21 protein-coding genes are annotated in these 22,078 nt (G+C 65.4%); 3 read left to right on the top strand and 18 right to left on the bottom strand.

Going from position 1 to position 22,078, the window contains the following annotated elements; genetic code table 11:
* Nucleotides 1–16 precede the first annotated feature (16 nt).
* From JC616_RS15515 to JC616_RS15490, 6 genes are all read right to left on the bottom strand, one after another.
* The gene (locus JC616_RS15515) at nt 17–1,114 is read right to left on the bottom strand and encodes an ABC transporter ATP-binding protein (protein ID WP_227104115.1); all 1,098 of its coding nucleotides are present in this window, start codon (nt 1,112–1,114) and stop codon (nt 17–19) included.
* A 22-nt stretch (nt 1,115–1,136) separates the two neighbouring features.
* Nucleotides 1,137–1,820, bottom strand: a complete 684-nt coding sequence (locus JC616_RS15510; protein WP_227104114.1) for an HAD family hydrolase — start codon at nt 1,818–1,820, stop codon at nt 1,137–1,139.
* Nucleotides 1,817–2,641, bottom strand: coding sequence for a carbohydrate ABC transporter permease (locus JC616_RS15505; RefSeq protein ID WP_227104113.1), 825 nt, complete (start codon nt 2,639–2,641; stop codon nt 1,817–1,819). Before JC616_RS15505 ends, JC616_RS15510 begins: the two co-directional genes overlap by 4 nt.
* Nucleotides 2,638–3,570, bottom strand: a complete 933-nt coding sequence (locus tag JC616_RS15500) for a carbohydrate ABC transporter permease (protein WP_227104111.1) — start codon at nt 3,568–3,570, stop codon at nt 2,638–2,640. Before JC616_RS15500 ends, JC616_RS15505 begins: the two co-directional genes overlap by 4 nt.
* 80 nt (nt 3,571–3,650) lie before the next feature.
* Complete coding sequence (locus JC616_RS15495; protein ID WP_227104109.1) at nt 3,651–4,958, bottom strand: ABC transporter substrate-binding protein; 1,308 nt, start codon at nt 4,956–4,958, stop codon at nt 3,651–3,653.
* Nucleotides 4,959–5,112: 154 nt separating this feature from the next.
* Nucleotides 5,113–5,889: an L-iditol 2-dehydrogenase gene (locus JC616_RS15490; RefSeq protein WP_019102568.1), complete on the bottom strand. Its 777-nt coding sequence runs from the start codon at nt 5,887–5,889 to the stop codon at nt 5,113–5,115.
* Between the two features lie 242 nt (nt 5,890–6,131).
* Between JC616_RS15490 and JC616_RS15485 the strand changes: the two genes are divergently transcribed.
* Nucleotides 6,132–7,079: a sugar-binding transcriptional regulator gene (locus JC616_RS15485; protein ID WP_227104107.1), complete on the top strand. Its 948-nt coding sequence runs from the start codon at nt 6,132–6,134 to the stop codon at nt 7,077–7,079.
* A 335-nt stretch (nt 7,080–7,414) separates the two neighbouring features.
* Here JC616_RS15485 and JC616_RS15480 read toward each other — a convergent pair whose 3' ends face one another.
* Complete coding sequence (locus tag JC616_RS15480; RefSeq protein ID WP_107799799.1) at nt 7,415–7,756, bottom strand: hypothetical protein; 342 nt, start codon at nt 7,754–7,756, stop codon at nt 7,415–7,417.
* A gap of 377 nt (nt 7,757–8,133) precedes the next feature.
* Between JC616_RS15480 and JC616_RS15475 the strand changes: the two genes are divergently transcribed.
* A complete protein-coding gene (locus JC616_RS15475; RefSeq protein ID WP_146176661.1) occupies nt 8,134–8,775 on the top strand; it encodes a S24 family peptidase in 642 nt (213 codons plus the stop codon).
* 56 nt (nt 8,776–8,831) lie between these two features.
* Nucleotides 8,832–9,185 (top strand): VOC family protein, encoded by a 354-nt coding sequence (locus tag JC616_RS15470; protein ID WP_227104105.1) that lies wholly within the window; start codon nt 8,832–8,834, stop codon nt 9,183–9,185.
* Between the two features lie 204 nt (nt 9,186–9,389).
* Here JC616_RS15470 and JC616_RS15465 read toward each other — a convergent pair whose 3' ends face one another.
* The 11 genes from JC616_RS15465 to tssE all read right to left on the bottom strand — a co-directional run bounded on the left by JC616_RS15465 (nt 9,390) and on the right by tssE (nt 21,720).
* The gene (locus JC616_RS15465) at nt 9,390–9,917 is read right to left on the bottom strand and encodes a toxin-antitoxin system YwqK family antitoxin (protein ID WP_227104103.1); all 528 of its coding nucleotides are present in this window, start codon (nt 9,915–9,917) and stop codon (nt 9,390–9,392) included.
* Between the two features lie 4 nt (nt 9,918–9,921).
* The gene (locus JC616_RS15460; protein ID WP_227104101.1) at nt 9,922–11,928 is read right to left on the bottom strand and encodes a type VI secretion system Vgr family protein; all 2,007 of its coding nucleotides are present in this window, start codon (nt 11,926–11,928) and stop codon (nt 9,922–9,924) included.
* Between the two features lie 210 nt (nt 11,929–12,138).
* Nucleotides 12,139–12,696 carry a hypothetical protein gene (locus tag JC616_RS15455; protein ID WP_227104100.1) on the bottom strand — a complete coding sequence of 186 codons (558 nt, stop codon included), beginning with the start codon at nt 12,694–12,696 and terminating at the stop codon, nt 12,139–12,141.
* Nucleotides 12,697–12,810: 114 nt separating this feature from the next.
* On the bottom strand, nt 12,811–13,479 hold the full coding sequence (locus tag JC616_RS15450; RefSeq protein WP_107799793.1) for an endonuclease/exonuclease/phosphatase family protein: 669 nt from the start codon (nt 13,477–13,479) through the stop codon (nt 12,811–12,813).
* Nucleotides 13,480–13,501: 22 nt separating this feature from the next.
* Entirely contained in the window at nt 13,502–14,449 is a 948-nt protein-coding gene (locus JC616_RS15445) for a hypothetical protein (protein WP_227104098.1), read from the bottom strand.
* A gap of 250 nt (nt 14,450–14,699) precedes the next feature.
* Nucleotides 14,700–14,900: a hypothetical protein gene (locus JC616_RS15440; protein ID WP_227104096.1), complete on the bottom strand. Its 201-nt coding sequence runs from the start codon at nt 14,898–14,900 to the stop codon at nt 14,700–14,702.
* Between the two features lie 80 nt (nt 14,901–14,980).
* A complete protein-coding gene (locus JC616_RS15435) occupies nt 14,981–15,787 on the bottom strand; it encodes a hypothetical protein (RefSeq protein ID WP_227104094.1) in 807 nt (268 codons plus the stop codon).
* Nucleotides 15,788–15,864: 77 nt separating this feature from the next.
* Nucleotides 15,865–18,444: a type VI secretion system ATPase TssH gene (tssH, locus tag JC616_RS15430; protein WP_227104092.1), complete on the bottom strand. Its 2,580-nt coding sequence runs from the start codon at nt 18,442–18,444 to the stop codon at nt 15,865–15,867.
* On the bottom strand, nt 18,441–19,490 hold the full coding sequence (tssG, locus tag JC616_RS15425) for a type VI secretion system baseplate subunit TssG (protein ID WP_227104090.1): 1,050 nt from the start codon (nt 19,488–19,490) through the stop codon (nt 18,441–18,443). Before tssG ends, tssH begins: the two co-directional genes overlap by 4 nt.
* Nucleotides 19,454–21,253, bottom strand: a complete 1,800-nt coding sequence (tssF, locus tag JC616_RS15420) for a type VI secretion system baseplate subunit TssF (protein WP_227104088.1) — start codon at nt 21,251–21,253, stop codon at nt 19,454–19,456. Before tssF ends, tssG begins: the two co-directional genes overlap by 37 nt.
* The gene (gene tssE, locus JC616_RS15415; RefSeq protein WP_107801837.1) at nt 21,253–21,720 is read right to left on the bottom strand and encodes a type VI secretion system baseplate subunit TssE; all 468 of its coding nucleotides are present in this window, start codon (nt 21,718–21,720) and stop codon (nt 21,253–21,255) included. The genes tssF and tssE overlap by 1 nt, the downstream gene beginning before the upstream one ends.
* Between the last annotated feature and the right edge of the window lie 358 nt (nt 21,721–22,078).

Raw genomic sequence — 22,078 nt, 5'->3', positions numbered from 1 at the left:
GGTTCCATGGCGGGGTTTAGCGCGGCAGGCGCGGCAGGGCCAGGCCGTCCTCGCGGAACAGGTGGCAGTGATGCGGCTGTGCGCTGAAGCCCGTTTCGTCGCCGGCGGCGAAGTCCTGCGCGTCCGAGATCCGGCTGATCAGCGGCTCGTCGGCGTCCGGCGCCTCGGCGTACAGATAGGCGCAGTCGCCCAGGCTTTCCACCGCGGCCACGCGGGCGCGCAGCGCCGCTGGCCCGGGGGCCGGTTGCAGGTGTTCCGGGCGGACGCCGACGGCGACGGCGTCGCCGGGCTTCAGGTCTTGCGCCGTCACCGCCGCCAGCAGCTCGCCGCCGCCGTCCAGACGCACGGCCACGCCTGCCGGCTGGATGCTCAACACGCGGCCCGGCAGAAAATTCATCCGCGGCGAGCCGATGAAGCCGGCGACGAAACGGTTGGCCGGATGGTGGTAGAGCGCGCGCGGCGCGCCCACTTGTTCGACGCGGCCGGCCGACAGCACCACAATCTTGTCCGCCAGCGTCATCGCCTCCACCTGGTCGTGGGTCACGTAGATCATGGTGGTTTTCAGTTGCTGGTGCAGGCGGGCGAACTCCAGCCGCATTTTGACCCGCAGCGCCGCGTCCAGATTGGACAGCGGCTCGTCGAACAAGAACACCTTGGGCTGGCGGGTGATGGCGCGGCCTATGGCCACCCGTTGGCGCTGGCCGCCGGACAGGGCCTTGGGCTTGCGCTCCAGCAGGTGGTCGATGTGCAGGATGGCGGCGGCGCGGCGCACCGCGGCGTCGATCTCGGCGCGGCTCTTGCCGGCCAGTTTGAGGCCGAAGGCCATATTGTCGTACAAGCTCATATGCGGGTAGAGCGCGTAGGACTGGAACACCATGGCGATGCCGCGCTTGGCCGCCGGCACCTCGTTCATGCGTTCGCCGCCTATCTCCAGCTCGCCGTCGCTGATCTCCTCCAGGCCGGCGATCATGCGCAGCAGCGTGGACTTGCCGCAGCCGGACGGGCCGACGAAGACGACGAACTCGCCGTCGTCGATGTGCAGTTGAATGTCGGACATCACTTCCGGACCGTCGCCGTAGCGTTTGCCGACATGGCGCAATTGGACGCTTGCCATGTGTTTTCTCCTTATCAGTATTTCAGAACGGACGGGCTTGCAGCCGGCGCACCAGCTCCGGCAGCCGCCGCATATCGTCGAAGACCAGGCCGGCCCCGGCGGCCAGCAGCCGCTCTGCGTGGCCGGCGGCGATGTGGCCGGCGCCGGCGAAGCCCAGCACGCGCAGGCCGGCGGCGCGGGCGGCGGTGACGCCGGTGACGCTGTCCTCCAGCGCCAGGCAGCGATCCGGCGCGGCGCGCAGCGAGCGGCAGGCCGCCAGGTAGACATCCGGCGCCGGCTTGGCCGCGCCCACCTCGTCGGCGCAATGCACGCGGCCCTGGAACAAGGGCCACAGCCCGGTGCGGCGCAACGCCGCGCGCACCCGCGCCCCGGCGCTGTTGCTGGCCACCGCCTTGGGCAAGGGGATGGCGCGCAAGGCGGCGGCCACGCCGGGTACGGCCCGCAGCCGCGCCGCCACCTCGGCGTCCACCGCCCGGCGGATGCGCGCGATCTCGTCCGGCGTCAGCGGCAAGGGGTGCTGGCGGGCGATGTCGGCCAACAGCGCTTCCAGCGTCATGCCCAGCCGCGGCTGGATCACCGCGGCCGCGTCCACGCCGGACGGCAGGCGCGCCGCCAGCTGCGTTTGCAGCGCGCGCTGGGCGGCGGCCTCGCTGTCCAGCAGCACCCCGTCGCAATCGCAGACCAGATGGGAGACGGCGGCGCTCATTTGACCGCTCCGAAAGTGAGGCCGCGCACCAGCTGCTTTTGCGTCAGCCAGCCCAGCGCCAGGATGGGCGCCACCGCCAGCAGCGAGGCGGCGGACAGCTTGGCCCAGAACAGGCCCTCCGGGCTGGAGTAGGAGGCGATGAACACCGTCAGCGGCGCGGCGTGGGCGCTGGACAGATTGATGCTCCAGAACGCCTCGTTCCAGCTCAGAATCAGCAACAGCAAGCTGGTGGACGCCAGGCCGGGCAGGGCCATCGGCAGCAGCATATGCATGATTTCCTGCCACAGGCCGGCGCCGTCCATGCGCGCCGCCTCCAGGATTTCGCGCGGCACTTCGCAGAAATAGGTGTAGGCCATCCACACCGCGATCGGCAGATTGGCCAGCGCGTAGACCAGCGCCAGCCCGGTCACGGTATCCAGCAGGCCGCCCTGTTTCAGCAGCAGATAGACCGGCAGCAGCACGCCCACCGAAGGCAGCATCTTGGTGGACAGCATCCACAGCAGCAGCGGCTGCGCGCGCGCGCCGGGATGGAAGGCCAGGCTATAGGCGGCCGGCACCGCCAGCAGCAGGCTGAGCGCGGTGGCGCCGAAGGACACGGCGATGGAATGGCCGGCAAAGGCCAGGTAGTCGCTGCGGGCGAACACCTCGCGGAAGCTGTCCAGCGTGGGCTGGAACCACAGGCTGAGCTGGTAGGCCTGGGCCTCGGTCTTGAAGGCGGTCAGCAGCATCCACAGGATGGGGAAGAACAGCAGCAGGGCGATCAGCCAGGCCGCGGCGGAGGTGGCGGCGTAGCGCCAGGACAGCGTCGCTCTCGCGTTCATGTTTGTCGCTCCTCCTTGAAGTTCTGCGCCAGCATGCGGATCAGGAACACCGCCACGATATTGGCCAGCACCACCGCCAGCACGCCGCCGGTGGACGCCAGGCCGACATCGAATTGCTGCAAGCCCACCGCGTAGATCAAAAAGGACAGCGTGGTGGTGGAGGTGCCGGGGCCGCCGCCGGTGGTGGCGTAGATTTCCGCGAACACCGATAGCAAAAAGATGGTTTCAATCATCACCACCACGCCGATGGGCCGCCTCAGATGCGGCAGGACGATGTGGAAGAACATGGCCAGCGGGCCGGCGCCGTCGATCTGGGCGGCTTCCTTCTGCTCCGGGTCCAGCGACTGGATGGCGGTGAGCAGGATCAGGAAGGCAAAGGGCAGCCATTGCCAGCTGACGATCAGGATGAGAGAGAACATCGGGTACTGGCCCAGCCAGTCCACCGGCGGCAGGCCCAGCGCTTGCGCGGCGGCGGCGAACAGGCCGTAGACCGGGTGCAGCAGCATGTTCTTCCAGATCAGCGCGCCCACGGTGGGCATCACGAAGAAGGGCGCGATGGCCAGCAGCCGGGCCGGGCCGCGGCCGAAGCAGGGCTGGTCGAACAGCACCGCCATCAGCACGCCGCCGACGACGGAGATCAGCAGCACCGCGCCGGTCAGCAGCAAGGTGTTGGCGATGGAGGGGACAAAGGCCGGATCGCTCCACAGGAAGCGGTAATTGTCCAGGCCGGCGAAGCCGGATTCGTCCGGGCTCAGCAGGCTGTAGCGGTTGACCGAGAAATACAGGGTCATCGCCAGCGGCACCAGCGACCACAGCAACAGGCTGAGCACCGCCGGGGCCAGCAGCCAGCGCTGTACGCCGCCGCGGCGCGGCCTGGGCGGCGGGGCCGCGCCGGCGTCGGCGCGCAAAGTGTGAGCGGGAGAGGGCATGGGTTTTCCTCCGGACCGCCGCGACGGCGGTCGTGGGTGGATGGGAGCGGCGAAGCGCTGGGGGCAGACTCCGTAGGTTCTTACGGCTTCTGATAACCGCCTTGCCGCACCGCCCGGTCCGCCGCCGCCTGGCCGGCTTTCAGCGCCGCGTCCACGCTGCTTTGACCGGCCAGCGCGCCGGAAACGGCCTGGCCCACCACGGTGCCGAAGGACTGGAACTCCGGGATGCCGACATACTGGATGCCGGTATAGGGCACTTTTTTCAGCGCCGGCTCATTGGGATTGGCCTGCTGGATCGCCGCCAGCACGAATTTGGCGAAGGGCGCGGCCTTTTGGTATTCCGGCTGCTGGTAAGTGGACAGGCGGGTGCCGGGCGGCACCGAGGTCCAGCCCTGATCCTTGGCCACCAGCCGGATGTAGTCCTTGGAGGTGGCCCATTGCGCGAACTGCTTGGCCGCCGCCTGCTGGCGCGAGGACTTGGGCACCGCCAGCGCCCAGGACCACAGCCAGCTGGAGCCCTTGGGCGTCACCCCCGTCGGCGCTTGGGCGAAGCCCACCTTGTCCGCCACCTGGGATTCCTTGGGGTTGAACAAGAGTCCGGCGGCCACGGTGGCGTCTATCCAGATGCCGCATTTGCCGCTGGCGAACAGGGTCAGGTTCTCGTTGAAGCCGTTGGTGCTGGCGCCGGGCGGGCCGTAGCGGCGCATCAGGTCCACGTAGAAGTTCAGCGACTGCTTCCACTCCGGGCTGTCTATCGTCGGCCGCCATTGCTCGTCGAACCAGCGGCCGCCGTTGGTGTGGATCAGGGTGGACAGATAGGCCATGTTCTCGCCCCAGCCGGCCTTGCCGCGCAGGCAGATGCCGTACACCCCGCCTTTTTCCTTCAGCGTTTTGGCGAAGCCGGCGATCTGCTGGTAAGTGGGCCGCTCCGGCATGTTCAGCCCCAGTTTGGCGAACAAGTCCTTGCGGTAATAGGTCATCGAGCTTTCCACGTAGAAGGGCAGCGCGTACAGCTGGCCCTTGTAGGACAGCGCGTCGCGCGCGGTCTTGACCACATCGGCCAGTTCATAGCCGGGCGCCAGTTGATCCATGGGCTGCAACCAGCCTTTTTGGGCCCAGATCGGCGCTTCGTAGGTGCCTATCGTCATCAGATCGAATTTGCCGCTCTTGGTGGCGATGTCGGTGGTGACGCGCTGGCGCAGCATGTTTTCCTCCAGCACCACCCAGTTGAGCTTGATGCCGGGGTTTTGCGCCTCGAAGGCCGGGGACAGCTTTTTCAGCGTGATCATGTCCGGGTTGTTCAGCGTGGCGATGGTGAGGGTGGCGGCGTGGGCGGAGCCGGCCAGCAGCAGGGTGGCGGCCAGCGGGAAGCGGCAGGGTCTGGTCATGGCGTTTCTCCTTGCTTGAAGCGTTGCGGACAAAGCTGGTGCGGCCGGCTTGCCGGGCGCGATGCGGCGGCGGCTCGGACCCGCTCGGGGCGGTGTCTGCGGTTCTGGATCGGGTCTTGAGGCGTGAATCAGGGCGGTTTGCCGGCGTGGCGGCTCAGCTCATCCAGTTGCCGCCGTCCACGTTCAGCGTCTGGGCGGTGATGTAGTCCGCGTCGGCGGAGGCGAGAAACACCGCCGCGCCGCATAAATCCTCCGGCCTGCCCATGCGGCCCAGCGGCACCGCCGCGCCCACCCGCCGTTTTTTCTCGCCGGGGCCAAGGCTCTCGTAAAGGGCGAACTGCGCGTCCACCTGATCCCACATCGGCGTGTCCACCACGCCGGGCGCGATGGCGTTGACGTTGATGCCGTGCGGCGCCAGCGCCAGGGCGGCGGACTGGGTGTAGCTGATCACCGCCGCCTTGCTGGCGCAGTAATGGGCCACCAGCGCCTCGCCGCGGCGGCCGGCCTGGGACGACAGATTGATGATCTTGCCGCCCTCGCCCTGGGCCGCCATTTGCCGCGCCGCCGCCTGCATCAGGAAGAACATGCCCTTGACGTTGACGGCGAACAGCCGCTCATAGCTGTCCCAGCTGGCTTCCAGCAGCGGGGCCAGGTCGAACAGCGCCGCGTTGTTGTAGAGGATGTCCACGCGGCCGAAGCGCTCGATCGCGGCGCGGACGATGTGTTCGATATCGTCGCGCTTGCCGATGTCGGCGGCCAGCAAGGCCGTGTTGTCCGCGTCCGCCCCGCCGGCCAGCGCCAGCAGTTCCGGGCTCAGCCGCAGGTCCACCAGCAGGCAGCGCGCGCCTTCGGCCAGATAGCGGCGCGCCACCGCCAGCCCGATGCCGCCGGCCGCGCCGGTGACGATGGCCACCTTGTGTTTCAACTTCATGCTTTCTCCTCCAAAGATTGTTTTTGAGCATTTGCTCTTGTTGTGGGCAAATATTCGATAAAATGAAGAAGGCTGTCAAGCGCAGAGGGCGAAAAAGAAGTGCTGCATAGCAGCATGATTTTAAAAGCCTATTTCTTCGTGCTTGCGGCGAATGAAGCGCGGCGCGCCAATCGTTTAGAATGTGCCTCTCTGCGTTGCGGACGCGGACGCGGGCGAGGGCCAAACCAAGCGAGGAGGGTGTTTTGTCCAAACAGCAGGAAAAGCTGGACCAGGCGGCGCGGGCCGCCTGGCTGTATTACGTGGCGGGCAAGACCCAGCACGAGATCGCCGAGCAGCTGCAAGTGTCGCGCCAAGTGGCGCAGCGGCTGGTGGCGGCGGCGGTGGAGCAGGGCCTGGTCAAGGTGACGGTGACGCATCCGGTGGCGGCCTGCCTGGAATTGGCGGAAGCCTTGCGCCGGCGTTTCGGCCTGCAACTGTGCGAGGTGGTGCCGGCAGACGGCGACACGCCGGCCGAACTGCGCAAGAAGCTGGCGGTGGCCGGCGCGCGCGTGTTCGAGCGCTATTTGCAGCAGCCGCGCCCGCTGGTGGCGGCGCTGGGCTCCGGCCGCACGCTCAAGGCCGTGATCGACGAGCTGGGCGACATCCACAGCCCGCAGCACCGGCTGGTGTCGCTGATCGGCACCATCGCCCACGACGGCTGCTCCAACCGCTACGACGTGGCCTTGCCGGCGGCGCAGAAAACCCAAAGCCGTTACTACCTGCTGCCGGCGCCCTTGTACGCCGACAGCGCCGACGACCGCGCGCAATGGTGCCACCACCGGCTGTACCGCGCGGTGGAGGCGCTGGGCGCGGAGGCCGACGTGGCTTTCATCGGCATCGGCGCCATTGAACCGGGCTGCCCCTTGCAGGAGGACGGCTTTCTGGATCAGGAGGAGATTGCCGGGCTGATGGCGCGCCAGGCGGTGGCGGAGCTGCTGGGCCGGCCGATGGACAGCGCCGGCCGGCTGGTGGGCGAAGCGGTGCAGCAGCGGGTGACCAGCCTGGCCTTGCGGCAGCGGCCGGACAAGCCGGTGATCGCCTTCGCCGGCGGCGAGGGCAAGGCGGCGGCCATCCTGGCGGCGCTGCGCGGAGAATGGCTGTCCGGCCTGGTCACCGACGAGGCCTGCGCGCGCAAGATGCTGGAAGGATGAGGCCAGCGGCCTCTAAGAAGCTGTTTACGATCTGCTGCGCTTCGTGGAGCGTTGCACGGTGAGTACACGCTCAAAATGCTTTGTGCCACGTGTACATTCCGCTTTTTCACTCATTTTCGCCTTGTCTCGCCCTGGCTCGCGAGACTTTGAGCTGGCTCTGAAAGGCGGCGCGCATGAGCGCGGGCGGGCTTGGAACCGGCCCGTCTCTCTTGCGCAGCGTGAGCCGCGGCGCGGCGAGCGCGGCTTCTAAAACGCATGGGCGCCGTTTGCGCTGGCCGCCGTCTCGGCCGCAAGCGCTAGTCTCGCGCTGGCTGGCGCGACGGTCATGCCGCCGCTCAGGAGGTCACCGCCTCCAGCTTGGCCGCCGCCAGCTGCAAACGTTGCTGCAGCGGCTCCAGCAAGGCCCACAGCGCCTTGCCGCGCAGTTGCGCGTTTTCGGTGTGGCGCAGCATCAGCAGCAGCGCGCTCAGCGCCTCGCAGCACTGGCGCAGCTCGTCCGCGATGTCGTCGTAATGCTCGCAGCAGCGGGACAGATAGGCGAGCTCTAGATCGATGGCGGCGAGGGCGGGGTTGTCGGCGCGCTGCGCGTGCAATTGCTGCACGGTCTTGATCAGGCGGGCGAGCGGCTTGGCCGGCGGCGGCTTGGCGAATCGGGCGAGGAGGGTGCGTATCGGCATGGCTGCTCCTAAAGGGGGCCAGCGGCGCGGCCGGCTTGCCGCCGGCGCGCCGGCCGGGGCTGGACCGGCCGGATTCGCGCTTTCCAGAGGGCGGGCTTAGAATGCACGAATCGTGTCGGCGCCTGGTTTGGCCTTGACGCAAGCGCGGCCTGGCGGATGGCCGCCGGGCCTGGGCCGGCTCAGCCTTGACGGCGTCGGCCGCTTCTTGTCATCGGCATGGAAACATCTGACCACGATTGAGGTTTATTGCAAATGCGAGCGTGGTCCGTCATGCGGAAAAATAAAGATATTCAATAAAGTCAATGCATTGCATGGACCGCGAATGTTGTTTTTCCGTCTATCAGCTGGGTCCGTTGTTGAATCTGAGGGGGTGGGCAGTGGAATCTCTTGGCAAACGACTGAGGTTTATCCGCGATACGGTGCTGAAAGAAGCGCGCGACGTCACCGCGCAGAAACTGGGCATCTCGCTGGTGTCGCTGCAAAACTACGAAGGCGGCGCGCGCCAGCCGTCCGCCGTGCTGGTGGCCAAGTTTTCGCGTTTGACCGGCGTGCGGGCGGATTGGCTGTTGTTCGGCGAGGGCGAGGCCTTGCCGGGCGAGGCCGGTCCGCGGACCGGCGAGACGGTGGAGCGCTATGCGCCGCAGGGCGCGCATGTGGAGGTGCCGTGTTACGGCGCCGGCGCGGCCTTGCCGCTGGCGCAGGGCTGGCTGGCGTCCCGGCTCAAGCTGCCGGCCGAGCAGCTGGCGGTGGTGGCGGTGGCCGGCGACGCGATGGCCGGGGTGTTGAACGACGGCGATCTGGCCCTGGTCAACCGGGCGGAGACGCAGCCGGGCAGCGGCTTGTACGCGCTGGAGCTGAATGGCGAGGTGGTGGTGCGCCGGGCGCAGCGGCTGCCGGGCGGCAAGCTGGGGCTGTCCAGCGCCAATGAGGCTTATCCGCCGTTCGAGGTGGACCTGGCCGCGCCGCCGGCGGATTTCTCGGTGTTGGGACGGGTGGTGTGGCTGGGGCGGCAGGTGTAGCGCTCGCCTACAAGTTTAAAAAACGGATATTTTTATTTGCGAAGGAGAATAAGGAAATGTCGAATAACAACTTTACGAGTGTAGTTTCCGTTCTTCACGTGAATGATTTTGACGGAGCCATTGAATGGTACGCCAAATGGCTTGGGCGCAAACCAGATGTGACCCCTTATGAGGGCGTCGCCGAATGGCAGCTGGCGGAAAATGCTTGGATTCAAGTTTCGCTGGCTCCTGACCCTAGCCTTGCGGGTAAATCATCTGTGGTATGCGGTGTCCACGATATCGAAGCACAGAGGGCCGTTTGTCAAGATGCTGGTATTGCCGCTAGCGAAACACAGGACCTAGGATTCATAAAGCTTGCGCAAGTCAGCGATCCAGCCGGAAACACGGTGATGTTCGTCCAAGAAATGTAGAGCCGTCCTGATTGTCGAAAGATGTGAAACTGACAATGTTAGCCGCTCTTAGAACGTGTTTACGATCTTGCGAGCAAGAGCGAGACAAGGCGAAAACGAGCGAAAAAGCGGAATGTACACGTGGTACATGAGCATTTTGAGCTTGTTTTTAACGCCGTATCGCCGACGCGCAGCAGATCGTAAACAGGTTCTTAGGCCCCGCGCTCACCCCATCATCTTTCTCCACCACCAGCGCCAGCGCGCCATCGGCTTGCCGTCCGCGTTCAGCGGCCGGCCGTCGTCGGCGAAGCGTTCCGGCGGCCCCAGCGGTTTGCCCTCGACAAAATTCTGCCGTTCCGCCAGCGCGCCGTTGGGATGGTAGCGCTGTTGCAGGCCGTGCTTGAGGCCGTTGCGGTAGACCGCCAGCTCCGCCGCCTGGCCGTTGGGAAACAGGGTGCGGGTTTCGCCGTGCGGCAGGCCGTGGCGGTAATGGGCCTGGCGTTGCAGCGCGCCCTCCGGCGACCAATACTGCGCGGCGCCGTGCAGCTGGCCGCGCTGGTAATGCAGCTGGGCCGAGGGCTGGCCGCCGGGGTGCAGCAGGGTGGCCGGGCCGTGCAGCTGGCCGTCCTGGTAGTGGAAGCGCGCCAGCGGCGCGCCGGCCTGGTCGATGCGCGCCGGGCCTTGCAGCTTGCCGTCGGCCAGCTGGCCGACGAAGCGCTGCTGGTCTTGCTGGAGGTCTATCGGTTCCGCCATCGCGTCAGTTCTGCTGGATCAGCCCGCCCTTGAGGGTGAGCATGCCGCCGCCGTCCACGGTCTGGCTGGCGCTGGCCTTGTTGGTCAGCGACACCCCGGCGTCGTTGGTCAGGGTGGTGCCGGCTTTATTGGTCAGCTCGGTGCCCGCCTGGTTGGTGAGCCCGGTGCCGGCCTTATTGGTCAGGCTGGTGCCGGCCTGGGCGGTGTAGGCGGCGTCGCTCTTGGCGGTGAAGGCGCCGCCGCTTTGCAGGGTGAGGGTGCCGCTGACCTTGATGGTGAGGTTGCCGTCCACGGTCAGCGTGTAGTTGCCGCTGACCTTGTGTTCGTGATTGCCGCCGGTGCTGTGGCTCTGGTCGCCCTCCACCTTGACCGTGCGCTTGCCTTTGACGTTGAGGGTTTCATTGCCGGTTTTCACTTCCACGGTGCGGTTGCCCTTGTCCACGCTGAGGCTGTCGTTGCCCTCGGTGACGCTGCGCTTGCGCTCGTTCTTCACCACCAGGGTTTCGTCGTGGCCCACGTCGGCGGCCGCGTCGTTGAGCACTTTCACCGTGTAGTCCTTCTGCGCCTGGAAGAACACTTCCTCCTTGTCCTTGCTGTCGTCGAAGCGTAGTTCGTTGAAGCCGCCGCCGCCTTTTGTCGAGTTGGTCTTGAGGCCGGACTGCGCCTGCTTGGCCGGCAGTTCGTAGGGCAGCGCGTTGTCGCCGTTGTAGACGCAGCCGCTGACCAGCGGCTTGTCCGGGTCGCCGTCGATGAAGCTGACAATCACTTCCTGGCCGATGCGCGGGATGAACTGCATGCCAAAGCCCTTGCCGCTCCACGGCTGCATCACCCGCAGCCAGCAGGAGCTGGATTCGTCGTCCTTGCCGTCGCGGTCCCAGGGGAATTGCACTTTGACGCGGCCGTATTTATCGGTCCAGATCTCCTCGCCGGCCTTGCCCACTACCTTGGCCACCTGCGGGTGCATCACCGGCTTGGGGCTGAGCCGCGGCGGGCGGTAGGGCGTGGCCTTGGGGATGGCGGCGAAGCGGTTGCGGTAATGCTGCTGGCCGGCTTCGTGGCTGACGCGGGTGATTACCCAGGCGATATTGCAGGCCGGGTCCGGGTGGCCGCTCAGGGTGAAGCAGTGGCCGGGGATCAGCCAGCGGCAGTCGCTGTCGCCCACCAGTTCCACTTCCTCGGCGCGCAGGCCGTCGCTGCGCTGCTTGGCCAGCGCGTCGCCGTCCGCCTTCTTGGTGTAGCCGCCCGGGTATTGGTAGAGATTGGGCAGATCGGATTTGGCCAGCGCCTGCGCGTACAGCGAGGCGCTGGCGGTGGTGAATTCGTAATCGCCGGCGCGGTAGCCGCCGGCCACCGCCTGGCGGCTGATGCCGGCGCTGCGCACGCCTTCCAGCTCGCGCCCGCCCAGGTCCTGGCCCAGGTAGGGGATTTTGGCGTTATTGGGGCAGTCAGGGAAATGGCTGTTGCCGTCCGCCAGCACCAGGGTGTGCTTGCCGTCGGCGTGGGTGAAGAACCAGAAGATGCCGGCGTCTTCCAGCAGCCGCATCACAAAATTGAGATCGCTCTCGCCAAACTGCACGCAGTATTCGCGCTTGGGATAAGTCGCATCCAGCTTCAGTTGGTAGTCGCTGAAGCCGTGGCCGGCGAAGACCGCTTTTACGATGTCCGGCACGCTCTGGTTCTGGAAGATGCGGTTGTTGCCGGCCAGGCTCAGCCACCACAGCCAGGGCCGCAGCGTCACGCTGTAGCGGTCCGCGGTGGCGTCGCCCGGCAGTTGGCGTATCGCCGCGCACAGGCCGTCCAGCGGCCGGGTGTCGTCGTCGCGGCGCAGGCTCAGCGTCAGGTGGGAAGCCACCGCCTTGTCCAGCGTCAGCGCGCTGTCGCTGAAGCCGGCCAGGGTGAAGCTGCCCAGCGCGTTCAGCGCCTCGTCGCCGGACAGGCTGTCCGGGTACAGCTCTTTCAGCGCGGAGGCGCTGAGCGAGAGCGGGGTGGTTTTGTCGGAAGGGCGGGGCATGGCGGTTCTCAAATATTGGGAAAGAGAGCATGAGCGGCGCGGCGGGATTGACTCTTCTCCTGCCTAGGCGTTTTTGGCGGCAAGATGGCCAATAGGGTGGCTTGCCGCTGGCCAGGCCGGCTTGAGGCGGGGAATGGGATGCGGTGTTTCATTGCTTTGCCTCTGACCCGGCTCGGGGGCTAGCGCGCATCGATGCTTGCGATTGCCGCGTCATACGATATAGGCGGTTTTTAATTTGGATTCGGGAATGACGTACAGGTCTTCGTGCCCCCATATCGAGTCCGGCGCGTCCAGCCCGTCGTACATCCTGACCCATTGCGATAATAAAGGGTAAATGTCGTCGTCTTTCTTCATCTCGCACACTAGCAGGTTGGGGTCGTAAAACTGGACTCTGCCCGTCCAGGGAAAATAGACGCCCAACGCATGGCCGCTGCCTTTGGAACTGGCGATGATGTAGAGCTTGTATTTGCCTGACCATGGGGTTTTGTCTTTGATGTTTTCCGCGGAGTTTTGCCCGCGCATATTGACGGTTTTCTCCGCTATCGACGCCAGTATTCTGGTGTTGCCGTTATTCAGCTGTTCAAAATGCAATTGGGTGGCCTGTTGCTGCGGACTTAATAGCGATTCGCTAAGGCCGGTGCCGCTTTTCAAGTTGCCGCTCAAGGCGCGAAACCAGGTCAGCACCTGACCGGTGCAGCTGCTGTTGGCATTGCCGGGAAACTTGCCGTCGCCTTCTATCGATGTGACATTCACCAGGCTCTTCAGCAATTCAAATCTCAACCTTAGACTCATCGCTATGCTCCTCAAAGGTGGGCTTAGTATTGCTTTGTCGAATAATCAGTCAGGCTGATGGCGGGGCATGGGATCTCGCGGCAGCGGCGCTCAGCTGAGGACGTCGAAGACGATGGGGCGATGGTCCGGGCCGCTCATGTCGAACGCGTCCGCCCAGCCGCTGATGTCGAAAGGCGCGACTTTGACGTCGACCGAGGCCAGCACCCAATCCAGGATGCCGCCTTTGGCGTGGGTGGCCTGTCCTTGCCAGCATTCATAGGCCACGCCGGGGGTGTCCAGCTCCTCTACACGGGTGTAGTCCAGGTTCAGATCGCCGGTGGCCACCCAGTGTCCGTCCAGGCTGGTGCAGTCCCGCAACTGGCTCTTGGTCAGCCCGCCCTGGCCGGATTTGAAGTGAGCCAGAAACAAGAGGCCGGTGTAGCCGTTGACGCCTTGGGCCACGACCGCGATCAAGTCCCGGTTCAGGCCTTTCAAGTGTCCCTGGCTGACAACTTCGAGATGTAGCCCTTTTCTGGTTATCACGATGTAGCCGTTGGAGTGGCCGCCGGCAAAGGCGTGGACATCATAGTTTTGATACACGCCGCGTAAATAATCGTAATAGTCGTCCAGCCTGGCGGAGTGCACTTCGCACAGAAACACCACGTCAACGTCCCAGCTGTCGTTGGAGCAGCATTGGTGGATGAAGGTCTCGACCTGCGCCTTTTTATCCAGCGGCGAGGATTCGCCGTTTTTTTCCAGATTGAAGCTGGCTACGCGCATCGTTGCTCCTTGACCGTTTAAGTTAGTGCTGCTTGTCTTGGCCCCCGCCATGCGCTCTGGAGTAGGTGCTGAAGGTGCACATGGATAAAGTGTCCCAGATGATTTTAATCAGGGAGGTGCAGCAATTGTCATCTTTCTGGTAGTAAGACAGCGAGTCAAAGTCGATATCGAATAAGTCGAATTCGTCACGTTGACTTTTCCCGGCTTGGGAGATTTTATTGGGGGCGTAGCCCAGCAAGTCCGTGCTCAGCAGGCCTTGTTCGCTGAGTTGCGCCAGGGTGTTTTTCTGGATGTTAAAGGCCAGCTTGCTCACCGAGGTGGGCGAATGGCAGCAGCAGATGCAAGCGCATAAGGGCAGCGTGTAGCCGGTGGTCAGCGGCCTATCCCGAGCGTCGGTGATGCCGGCTTCAAGCACCGCCGCCACCACCTCCGCGCAGTTGCCTAGGTTTTTTCCATTATTTTCTTTCATGAATTGGATCATTCTGTCTTGATCCAAGCCCAGCGCCGTCGGCGTTTTTTTTAATAGCGGCTTATGCGAGAAGGCCTTTTCATCGCCATGGCTGCCGCCAATGTCAATCAAGACATCATCGCCGCGACGCATGGTCATGCTGGGTGGCGGCACCGCGTCCATGCTTTGATGGCTTGGCGGAGGCCTGCCGATGGCGCTGGTTGGCGGGATGCCGATTTCCGGCGGCTTGCTTCTTAGAATGTGCGCCACTTCATTCTTGCTGGGGATGTAAATCACATGCCGGACCCGGATGTGCGCGGCTTTGGTGTTGGCCCAAAACTGGGTGATCTTATCCTTGGCGGTTCTGAGATGCATTTTTTGATGGCCGGCGGAGTATTGAAACTGATAGACCTCATGGTTTTGAGTGCTAATGGAAATGAGGCTGTGGTCTTGGCAGTCCCCATTCTTGCAACTGCAAAACATGGTGCCCGAGCCACCACTGAGGGTCATTACGGTAATCATGCGGCCTCCCTGTTTTTGCTTCCAATGAGTTGATGTTTTGCCGGGTGCTGCTAAAACCATCACATCGGTTCTAAATTTGCTCTGCCATCTTGCTAACTAGGGTGGAAGAGCTTTGTTTAGCGTCAGCATGCTGTCACTGAAGCCGGCCAAGGTGAAACTACCCAGTGCGTTCAGCGCCTCGTCGCCGGACAAGCTGTCCGGGTACAACTCTTTCAGCGGCGAGGCGCTGAGCGAGAGCGGGGCGGTTTTGTCAGAGGAGCGGGGCATGGGGGTTTAATGGATTGCGTTCATTGGCACTGCTCAATGTCAGCGCGGTGGCGCTATCACCGTTGAGAGCCAGGCTGCCCAACTCGTTCAACGCCTTGTCCCCCGAAAGCGTCTGGGGATAAAGATCCGTCAGGGCGGAGGCGCGGAGGGAGAGGCCGGTATTGGTGTCAGTGGGGCGGGGCATCAAGAATTTCGCTCAGCTAATGGAGAGTTCAAATAGCAGATATCGGTTATCTTTTGAGAGATTCTTAGAGCTTGGTTGGGCTATTTGTTCCAAGGTAAGCCACTATGAGGTTCACCGTCTCGCTTGTTGCATCCGCCGCATAATGGGCGAAGGTTCGGGATAGCTGTTTCAGCTGCACTTTGTATTTCAAAATCACTTTTCGAGCTTAAGAGTAGCGAAAATATGAATATTCCATTTTCATTTAATTGATATTTGTCTAGTGCAGAGTTTGATAACCCTAGTAAGCCAAACTTTTTAGCCTTGTATCCAGTGGCACCATCATTGGTCAAGCCTGCGTAGCGAAAAAGTTTTAAAGTTGCACCCCAAAGATTTTTTTCTGGAAGCTGATCTTTGCCAATGGTTTTTGAGCGCTGATGGTCAATTTCTATTTGCTCTTTCTCAAGTATGACTCCGCAATGCCGACAGGCGTAGAGATCATTGGAGTTCACGGTTTCAACTGAATTGGTCTGCCAGTTCCATCTTTGTCTTGAGGTAATGGTGGGTTTATATATTTGTTGCCATGCTGGCAGGTCAATTATGTTTCTGTAGTTGCTGCGAGACAATGTGGTCGTTAAGCTATCTAGAATGCCTGCTTGACGTTGTAACTCATTCCAGTCGGGTATTGAAACAGATTTGCCACTTTGTTGCTCATAAGCTCCAAAATGCTGTATTCCACCAACTTGGAATCCAAAGCTCTGATGGGTGATGGGAGAGGTTACAGTCTTTATGGTTAAGGAAGGAATTTCCGTTTTTTGTCCATTTTCACTGATGTAGTAGATTTTGTGTGCTTTGGCGAAGTTGCAGGAAGCATATTTGTTCTGATTGATTGTGTTTAGTGCATTAAGCATTTTCGCGCTCCTTTTGTATGTCTATTTTTGCATTCGTTCGGCTAGGGAAACTTTGCGTTTTCTATTTGAATGCGTAGTTACTCCAACACCCACTCCGCCAACTTCCCCGTCACCTGCGCCATCAACACGTTCTCGATATCCCGCGCGCCGGCAGAGCTGCATTTAGCCAAAACCGCTTTCACAATGGCCGGGTCGAAGTCGAATTGTTTCCCTGTCGCCGCCTTATAGCGGGCTTGCAGTTTTTCCAGCTTATTGATCACGATGTTTTCCAATGTGCGTTCCGCCAATGGCGGATAGGGCACCACGGTCATGCGGGCGAGGAAGGCGGGGCGGAAGGCTTGTAACAGCGTTTTGCGCAGGCGTTCGTCGAACTGCTGGGTGGCGAGTTGTTCGCCTGGCGTGGTTTGCAATAGCTCCGCCCCCACATTGCTGGTGGCCAGGATGATGGTGTTGTTGAAGTCCACCGTCAGGCCGGTGCCGTCTTCCATGACGCCCTTGTCGAACACGTTGTAGAAGGCTTCCAGCACGTCCGGGTGGGCTTTTTCGATTTCGTCCAGCAGCACCACGCTGTAGGGTTTGCGCCGCACCGCTTCGGTCAGCACGCCGCCCTGGCCGTAGCCGACATAGCCGGGCGGCGCGCCCTTGAGCTGGCTGACGCTGTGGGCTTCCTGGTATTCCGCCAGGTTGACCACGATCAGATTGCGTTCGCCGCCGTAGAGGGCGTCGGCCAGCGCGTAGGCGGTTTCGGTTTTGCCCACGCCGGTGGGGCCGAGCAGCAGGAACACGCCCACCGGTTTGCCGGGGTCGGTGAGGCCGGCGCGGTAGGCCTGGATGCGTTGGGCGATCTTGCCCAGCGCGGCCGGCTGGCCGATCACGCGCTGGCCCATGCGCTGGGCCAGGGTGCGGATGGCGTAGGCTTCGTCGGCCAGCATCTTGCCCACCGGGATGCCGGTCCAGCCGGCGATGACGGCGGCCACGGCTTTGGAGTCCACGTGTTCCGGTACCAGCGGGTCGTCCTGGCGCAGCGCGTCCAGGCCGGCTTCCAGCCGCGCCAGTTGTTCCGCCAGCCGCAGCGCCGGGTCCGCGGCTTCGTCCTCGTCGGCGGTCGCGGTCTCGTCTTCCGCTTCTTCCAGCAGCAGCGGCGGTTCGCCGGCGGGCAGCTCGGGCTCGCTGGCCAGGAAGTCCAGCAGTTGCTGGCGGGTGCGCAGGATTTCGCGCACCGCGCGCAATTCGTCTTGCCAGCGCACGGTCAGTTCGCGCATGGCTTGCAGCTGGCGCGCGCTGTCTTGGCGCAGCGCGGCGATGCGGGTGGCGTGGTCCAGGCCGGTGGCCTGTTCGTTCAGCAGCCGCTCCAGTTCCTCGTCCAGCATGGTCTGGCGGTGGCGCAGGTTTTCCAGCTGCGGCGGCTGGTCGTGCTGGGCCAGCGCCACGCGGGCGCAGGCGGTGTCCAGCACGCTGATGGCTTTGTCCGGCAGCTGGCGGCCGGAGATGTAGCGGTGGGACAGCTTGACCGCGTCGTGGATGGCGGCGTCCAGGATGCGCACGCCGTGGTGCTGTTCCAGCCGGGCGGCGACGCCGCGCAGCATGGCCACGGCGCGGTCTTCGTCCGGTTCTTCCACTTGCACCGGCTGGAAGCGCCGCGCCAACGCCGGGTCGCGTTCGAAGTATTTCTTGTATTCCTGCCAGGTGGTGGCGGCCACGGTGCGCAGTTCGCCGCGCGCCAGCGCCGGCTTGAGCAGGTTGGCGGCGTCGCTGTGGCCCTCGGCCGCGCCGGCGCCCACCAGGGTGTGGGCTTCGTCGATGAACAGGATGATGGGCCGGGCGGCGGCGCGGATGTCGTCCATCACGCTTTGCAGCCTTTGTTCGAATTCGCCCTTGAGCCCGGCGCCGGCTTGCAGCAGGCCCAGGTCCAGCGCCAGCAGGCCGACGCCGGCCAGCGCCGGCGGCACTTCCTCGTGGGCGATGCGCAGCGCCAGGCCTTCCGCCACCGCGGTTTTGCCCACGCCGGGCGCGCCCACCAGGATGGGGTTGTTCTGGCGGCGGCGCAGCAGGATGTCCAGGCATTGGCGGATTTCGCCGTCGCGGCCCACGATGGGGTCGATGCGGCCGGCGCGGGCGTCGGCCACCAGGTCGTGGGTGAAGCGCGCCAGCGCGCCGGCCGGCTCCGCCGCGGCGGCGGACGGGGCTTCGCGCGAGGCGGCGGCCCAGGCGTCCAGCTGTTCGCTCAGCGGCTGGCGCGGCGCGCGCAGCAGGCAGGGCGCGCCGATCAGCAGCAGATTGCGCAGTTCGTCGCGCTCCAGCAGGGTGAGCAGCAGCAGGCCGGAGCGGATGCTGGCCTGCTGGCGCAGCGTGGCCAGCAGCAGCGCTTCCTTGAGCCAGGCCACGGTGTGGCTGGAGAAGGCCGGGGCGCGGGTTTCGCCGCGCTTGAACTGGTCCAGGCTGCGGCGCAGCTCCGCGCTCAGCTGGTCCGGGCTCAGGCCCAGCTTGGGCAGCAGCAGCGGCAGGTCGCCGTTGGGCAGCTCCAGCAGCTCCAGCAGCACGTGTTCGATTTCCACGTAGTAGTGGCTTTGCTGCAGGCAGCGCTGGGCGGCCAGCTCCAGCGCCTTGCGGCAGCTGGGGTTGAGGCGGGCCACCAGTTCGGACAGTTCGGCGCTCATGCCGGGTCCTCGCCGGCCGGGGGCGGCCGTTGCAGCCGGGTGTCCAGCTGTCGCGCTCCGCCGGGGCCGCCCAGCCAGCTGTCCCAGCTCAGCCGCGGCGCGGCGCGGGCTTGCAGCTTGAGCGCGGCGGCCGGCGCCTGCCACAGCAGGCTGAGCTGGATGTCCAGGTCCGGGCCAAAGTAGAAGTCCGCCAGCGCGGCCAGCGCGCGGTGGCGTTCGCCGCCGGGCAGGAAGGCGCGGTAGCCGGCCGGGTCCAGCGGGCCCACGGTGAGGCGGATGCCAGCGTGTTCGTCCCAGGCGCGGCGGCCGGCCAGCGCGCCCTGGCCCAGCGCGGCGTTGCGGCCGTTGGGGCCGATGCTGGTGCGGCTGGTCGGCGGGATCTCGCGCCAGCCGCCGGCGTAGGGGCTGGCCTGCACCGGCGCGGCCAGGTGGCGGCTGGCCAAGGCGGCGAAGCCGGCCAGCGAGCGGCGGCGGTCCGCCAGCAGCGCGGCGCGGGCCAGCAGCGCGGCGTCCGGCACCGCCTGGCGTTGTTGCAGGCCGGCGGGCAGCAGGCCGCACAGGCTGAGCAGCAGCGGCCGCGCCGGGCTGAGCCGCGGCGCGGCGAAGCTGGGCGCCAGCCGGTATTTGCGCTGGGCGCGGTAGAGCAGGGCCAGCAGCCGGTGCTGGAACAGTTGCAGGAATTCCGCCGGCGCGTGGTCTTTGTCCTGGCGGCGCTGTTGCAGCCATTCCTGGTAGGCGTAGGGCAGCGGGCCGTCCGGACCGCCCAGGCCGAAGGATTCGACATCGAGCGCCGGCTGGCCGTCGCGCGCGTCGCCGCCCAGCGCGCCCGGTTCCAGCGCGCTCAGTTCGCTGGCGGCGAAGGCGGGCAGCAGCGGGCCGCGCAGCCGCAGCGCCTCGCGCGCCGGGTCCGCGCCCTGGCCCAGCGGCGCGGCTTGCGGCGTCAGCCGTTCCAGCAGCATCACCGCCTGGGCGAATTCAAAGCCCTGCGGCCGCGTCAGCAGCCGCTCGGCTACAGAACCAGGCTGGGGCCGGGCGGGGGCTGCCATGTCTGGATCTCCTGTTGCTGGTGGACGAGTCGGGTGCGCACGAAGCGGTTGGCGTGGGCGTAGAGGGCGAAGAAGTGGGCGAGCACGGCGGCGAACAGCACGCGGCTGCCGCCGGCGAAGCAGGCCGGGTCCAGCTCCAGCGTCAGCAGCAGGCCGTTGCGCCAGCCGCGCCAGGCGTCGGCGCCGACGTGGTCGACGATGCGTTCGCTGCCGAGCGCGACGATGCCTTCGATCTGGCGGCGCGCGGCCGGCTGTTCGCCCAGATTGTGCAGCGCCAGCATTTCGCGCAGCGCGGCCAGCGCCTGCGGGCCTTCGCTCAGCGACAGGTGGTTGAGGCTGAGCTGGGACACCAGTTTCCAGCGCGAGGCGCCGTCCAGCGCGGCTTCGGTTTGCGGCCGCGGCGGGCGCAGCAGCCGCGCCTGGCCCACCGGGCCGGGCAGTTCGAACATCAGCGGCGCGCCGGCCGGCAGTTGCTCGGCCAGGTGGCGGTTGGTGCACAGCAGCTCGGCGGTGAGGCTGAGTTCGCTGGCGGCCAGCGGGTCGAAATCGGCGTCCACCAGGGTGAGCAGCATGTCGCTGCCGGGGCGCAGGCGGTTGAGGCCGCGCACGCGGCGCGCGTGCCAGTAGCGGCCGTCGCCGCCCTCGCCGTGGCTGCAGGCGAAGTAGGGGGCGATGCGGCGCGCGCCGTCCGGGCCGGCGGCGCGCAGCTGGCGGATGGAGTGGATTTCCACGCTGTGGTCGCGGTGGGCGTCGGCCACCAGCAGGTATTCGCTGCGGCTGCCGTCCGGGCGCAGCGGCTCCGAGGTGTGCGGAAACAGATTGATCACCGGCGCGCAGCCCAGCGCGATGTCGCCGTGCTGGATGCCCAGGCGGCCGGCCGGCGCGCGCTCGAAGGCGATGACGATTTCCAGCTGCCGCTCCGCCTGGCGCGGCAGGCTCAGCGGCAGGTCGAAGAAGGCGAATTTTTCCGGGCAGGCGAAGTATTCCGCCAGCAGCGCGTGCGCCGGGTGCACGCCGTCCTCGGCCGGCAGCAGCGCTTCGTCGGCGCCAAAGCCGCAGGCGCGCGGCAGCGCGCCGGGGCGGATGGAGGGCGCGAGGCTGGGCCGCTCCGGCAGCCGGCAGCTGATTTGCAGGCTGTGGGCGGACAGTAGGTCGTAAAGCGCGGCGGCGTTGAGCGGGGAGCCGGCCAGGTGGATGCGCAGGCTGTTCAGCGGCAGCGCGCCCAGCGGCTCCGGCCCCAGTTTCTCCAGCCGCAGCACCAGGGCGGCGCGCGCCTGGGCCAGGCCGCTGGCGGCCTGGGCTTCGTCCTCGGTCAGCAGGCTGGCGTCGGCGAGCCGCAGCGGCCACAGGGTGACGGCGGCGCTGGTGCGGAAACGCAGGCTGTCGCCGGCGGTGGTGGCCACGAACAGCGGGGTGCCGCGTTCGATGCGGTAGCCGGCGTCCAGCTTGCCCTTGTCCGGGTCCGGCTCGAAGCGGGCGATGGCGCAGGAGGGCATGGGCCGCAGCGCGTGCGGGTAGAGCTGTTCCAGCAGCGCGTCGGTGAGTTCGGAATAGTCGTCGTCCAGCCGGCGTTGCAGGCGAGCGCACAGCAGGGCGAAGCCTTCCAGCAGCCGTTCCACTTGCGGGTCCGGGCATTCGCCGTCGCTCAGTTGCAGGCGGTGGGCCACCTTGGGGTAGCGTTGGGCGAATTCGCCGCCGGCGTGGCGCAGGTAGGCGAGTTCGCGTTGGTAGTAGTCCAGCAGGCGCGGGTCCAGCGATTCCATCAGCCTGCGTCCTCGCAGGCGGTGAGCCGCGCGCCGGACGGGTCCAGCTCGGCGACGAAGGCGGCCGGCCAGCGGCTGCCCTCGGCCTGGAGTTCGCCGTCTATGCGCACGCTGAGAAGCAGGCCGCGGCCCGGCACGGTGTCCACGCTGACGCGCGGCGCGGCCAGCCGGGGTTCGAAGCTGCGTATCGCCTGGCGGATCTCACGCGCCAGCCGCTGGCGGTCTTCGGCGCGCTCCGGGTGCAGCGCGCTCCAGTCCGCCACGCCGTAGTCGATGACGCTGAGTTCGGCCAGGTAGGGCTGTGCCGCGCGGCGGCTGGACAGCAGCCGCGCCAGTTCCGCCCGCACCGATTCTTGCAGCCGGCGGCGGTCCACCCGCAGCAGCGGCTCGGCCTCCAGCCGCTGCCGCGGTTCGGCGTCGGCCAGCAGTTCGAACAGACCCGGGCGAAACTGGGCGGCTTGGCGCATCGCGGTATCCTAAAAGTGCATGGGCCATGGAAAAACGCTTGGCCCCGAAACCCACGTAAAGACAGGAAAGAAATCTTTCTTGCCACGGAAGCGCACGGAAAACACGGAACAAGACAACAGCCGTGGTCATCGCTCACGCAAGCCAGGCGCCGCCTTTGGGTTTGTCCGTGTTTTTCCGTGGCTAAGCCACAAAACCCACGTAAAGACACGAAAAATCTTCTTTGCCACGGAAGCGCACGGAAAGCACGGAACAAGACAACACCCGTGGTCATGAAGTCCATGCAAGCCCGATGCTTCCTTTGGGTTTGTCCGTGTTCTTCCGTGTGCTGCCGTGGCCAAAAGACCCCGGAACGCCCGC

The organism is Chromobacterium rhizoryzae (assembly GCF_020544465.1).
Taxonomy (GTDB): domain Bacteria; phylum Pseudomonadota; class Gammaproteobacteria; order Burkholderiales; family Chromobacteriaceae; genus Chromobacterium.
This window is presented reverse-complemented; position numbering and strand designations above follow the sequence as displayed.

Excerpts from the sequence above, each read along its gene's own strand:
- tssH (WP_227104092.1), bottom strand. The coding sequence starts at position 18,444 with ATGAGCGCCGAACTGTCCGAACTGGTGGCCCGCCTCAACCCCAGCTGC.
- JC616_RS15490 (WP_019102568.1), bottom strand. The coding sequence starts at position 5,889 with ATGAAGTTGAAACACAAGGTGGCCATCGTCACCGGCGCGGCCGGCGGC.
- JC616_RS15510 (WP_227104114.1), bottom strand. The coding sequence starts at position 1,820 with ATGAGCGCCGCCGTCTCCCATCTGGTCTGCGATTGCGACGGGGTGCTG.
- tssF (WP_227104088.1), bottom strand. The coding sequence starts at position 21,253 with ATGGAATCGCTGGACCCGCGCCTGCTGGACTACTACCAACGCGAACTC.
- tssE (WP_107801837.1), bottom strand. The coding sequence starts at position 21,720 with ATGCGCCAAGCCGCCCAGTTTCGCCCGGGTCTGTTCGAACTGCTGGCC.
- JC616_RS15440 (WP_227104096.1), bottom strand. The coding sequence starts at position 14,900 with ATGCCCCGCCCCACTGACACCAATACCGGCCTCTCCCTCCGCGCCTCC.
- JC616_RS15450 (WP_107799793.1), bottom strand. The coding sequence starts at position 13,479 with ATGCGCGTAGCCAGCTTCAATCTGGAAAAAAACGGCGAATCCTCGCCG.
- JC616_RS15480 (WP_107799799.1), bottom strand. The coding sequence starts at position 7,756 with ATGCCGATACGCACCCTCCTCGCCCGATTCGCCAAGCCGCCGCCGGCC.
- JC616_RS15505 (WP_227104113.1), bottom strand. The coding sequence starts at position 2,641 with ATGAACGCGAGAGCGACGCTGTCCTGGCGCTACGCCGCCACCTCCGCC.
- JC616_RS15445 (WP_227104098.1), bottom strand. The coding sequence starts at position 14,449 with ATGATTACCGTAATGACCCTCAGTGGTGGCTCGGGCACCATGTTTTGC.
- JC616_RS15495 (WP_227104109.1), bottom strand. The coding sequence starts at position 4,958 with ATGACCAGACCCTGCCGCTTCCCGCTGGCCGCCACCCTGCTGCTGGCC.
- JC616_RS15500 (WP_227104111.1), bottom strand. The coding sequence starts at position 3,570 with ATGCCCTCTCCCGCTCACACTTTGCGCGCCGACGCCGGCGCGGCCCCG.
- JC616_RS15465 (WP_227104103.1), bottom strand. The coding sequence starts at position 9,917 with ATGGCGGAACCGATAGACCTCCAGCAAGACCAGCAGCGCTTCGTCGGC.
- JC616_RS15515 (WP_227104115.1), bottom strand. The coding sequence starts at position 1,114 with ATGGCAAGCGTCCAATTGCGCCATGTCGGCAAACGCTACGGCGACGGT.
- tssG (WP_227104090.1), bottom strand. The coding sequence starts at position 19,490 with ATGGCAGCCCCCGCCCGGCCCCAGCCTGGTTCTGTAGCCGAGCGGCTG.
- JC616_RS15470 (WP_227104105.1), top strand. The coding sequence starts at position 8,832 with ATGTCGAATAACAACTTTACGAGTGTAGTTTCCGTTCTTCACGTGAAT.
- JC616_RS15435 (WP_227104094.1), bottom strand. The coding sequence starts at position 15,787 with ATGCTTAATGCACTAAACACAATCAATCAGAACAAATATGCTTCCTGC.
- JC616_RS15460 (WP_227104101.1), bottom strand. The coding sequence starts at position 11,928 with ATGCCCCGCCCTTCCGACAAAACCACCCCGCTCTCGCTCAGCGCCTCC.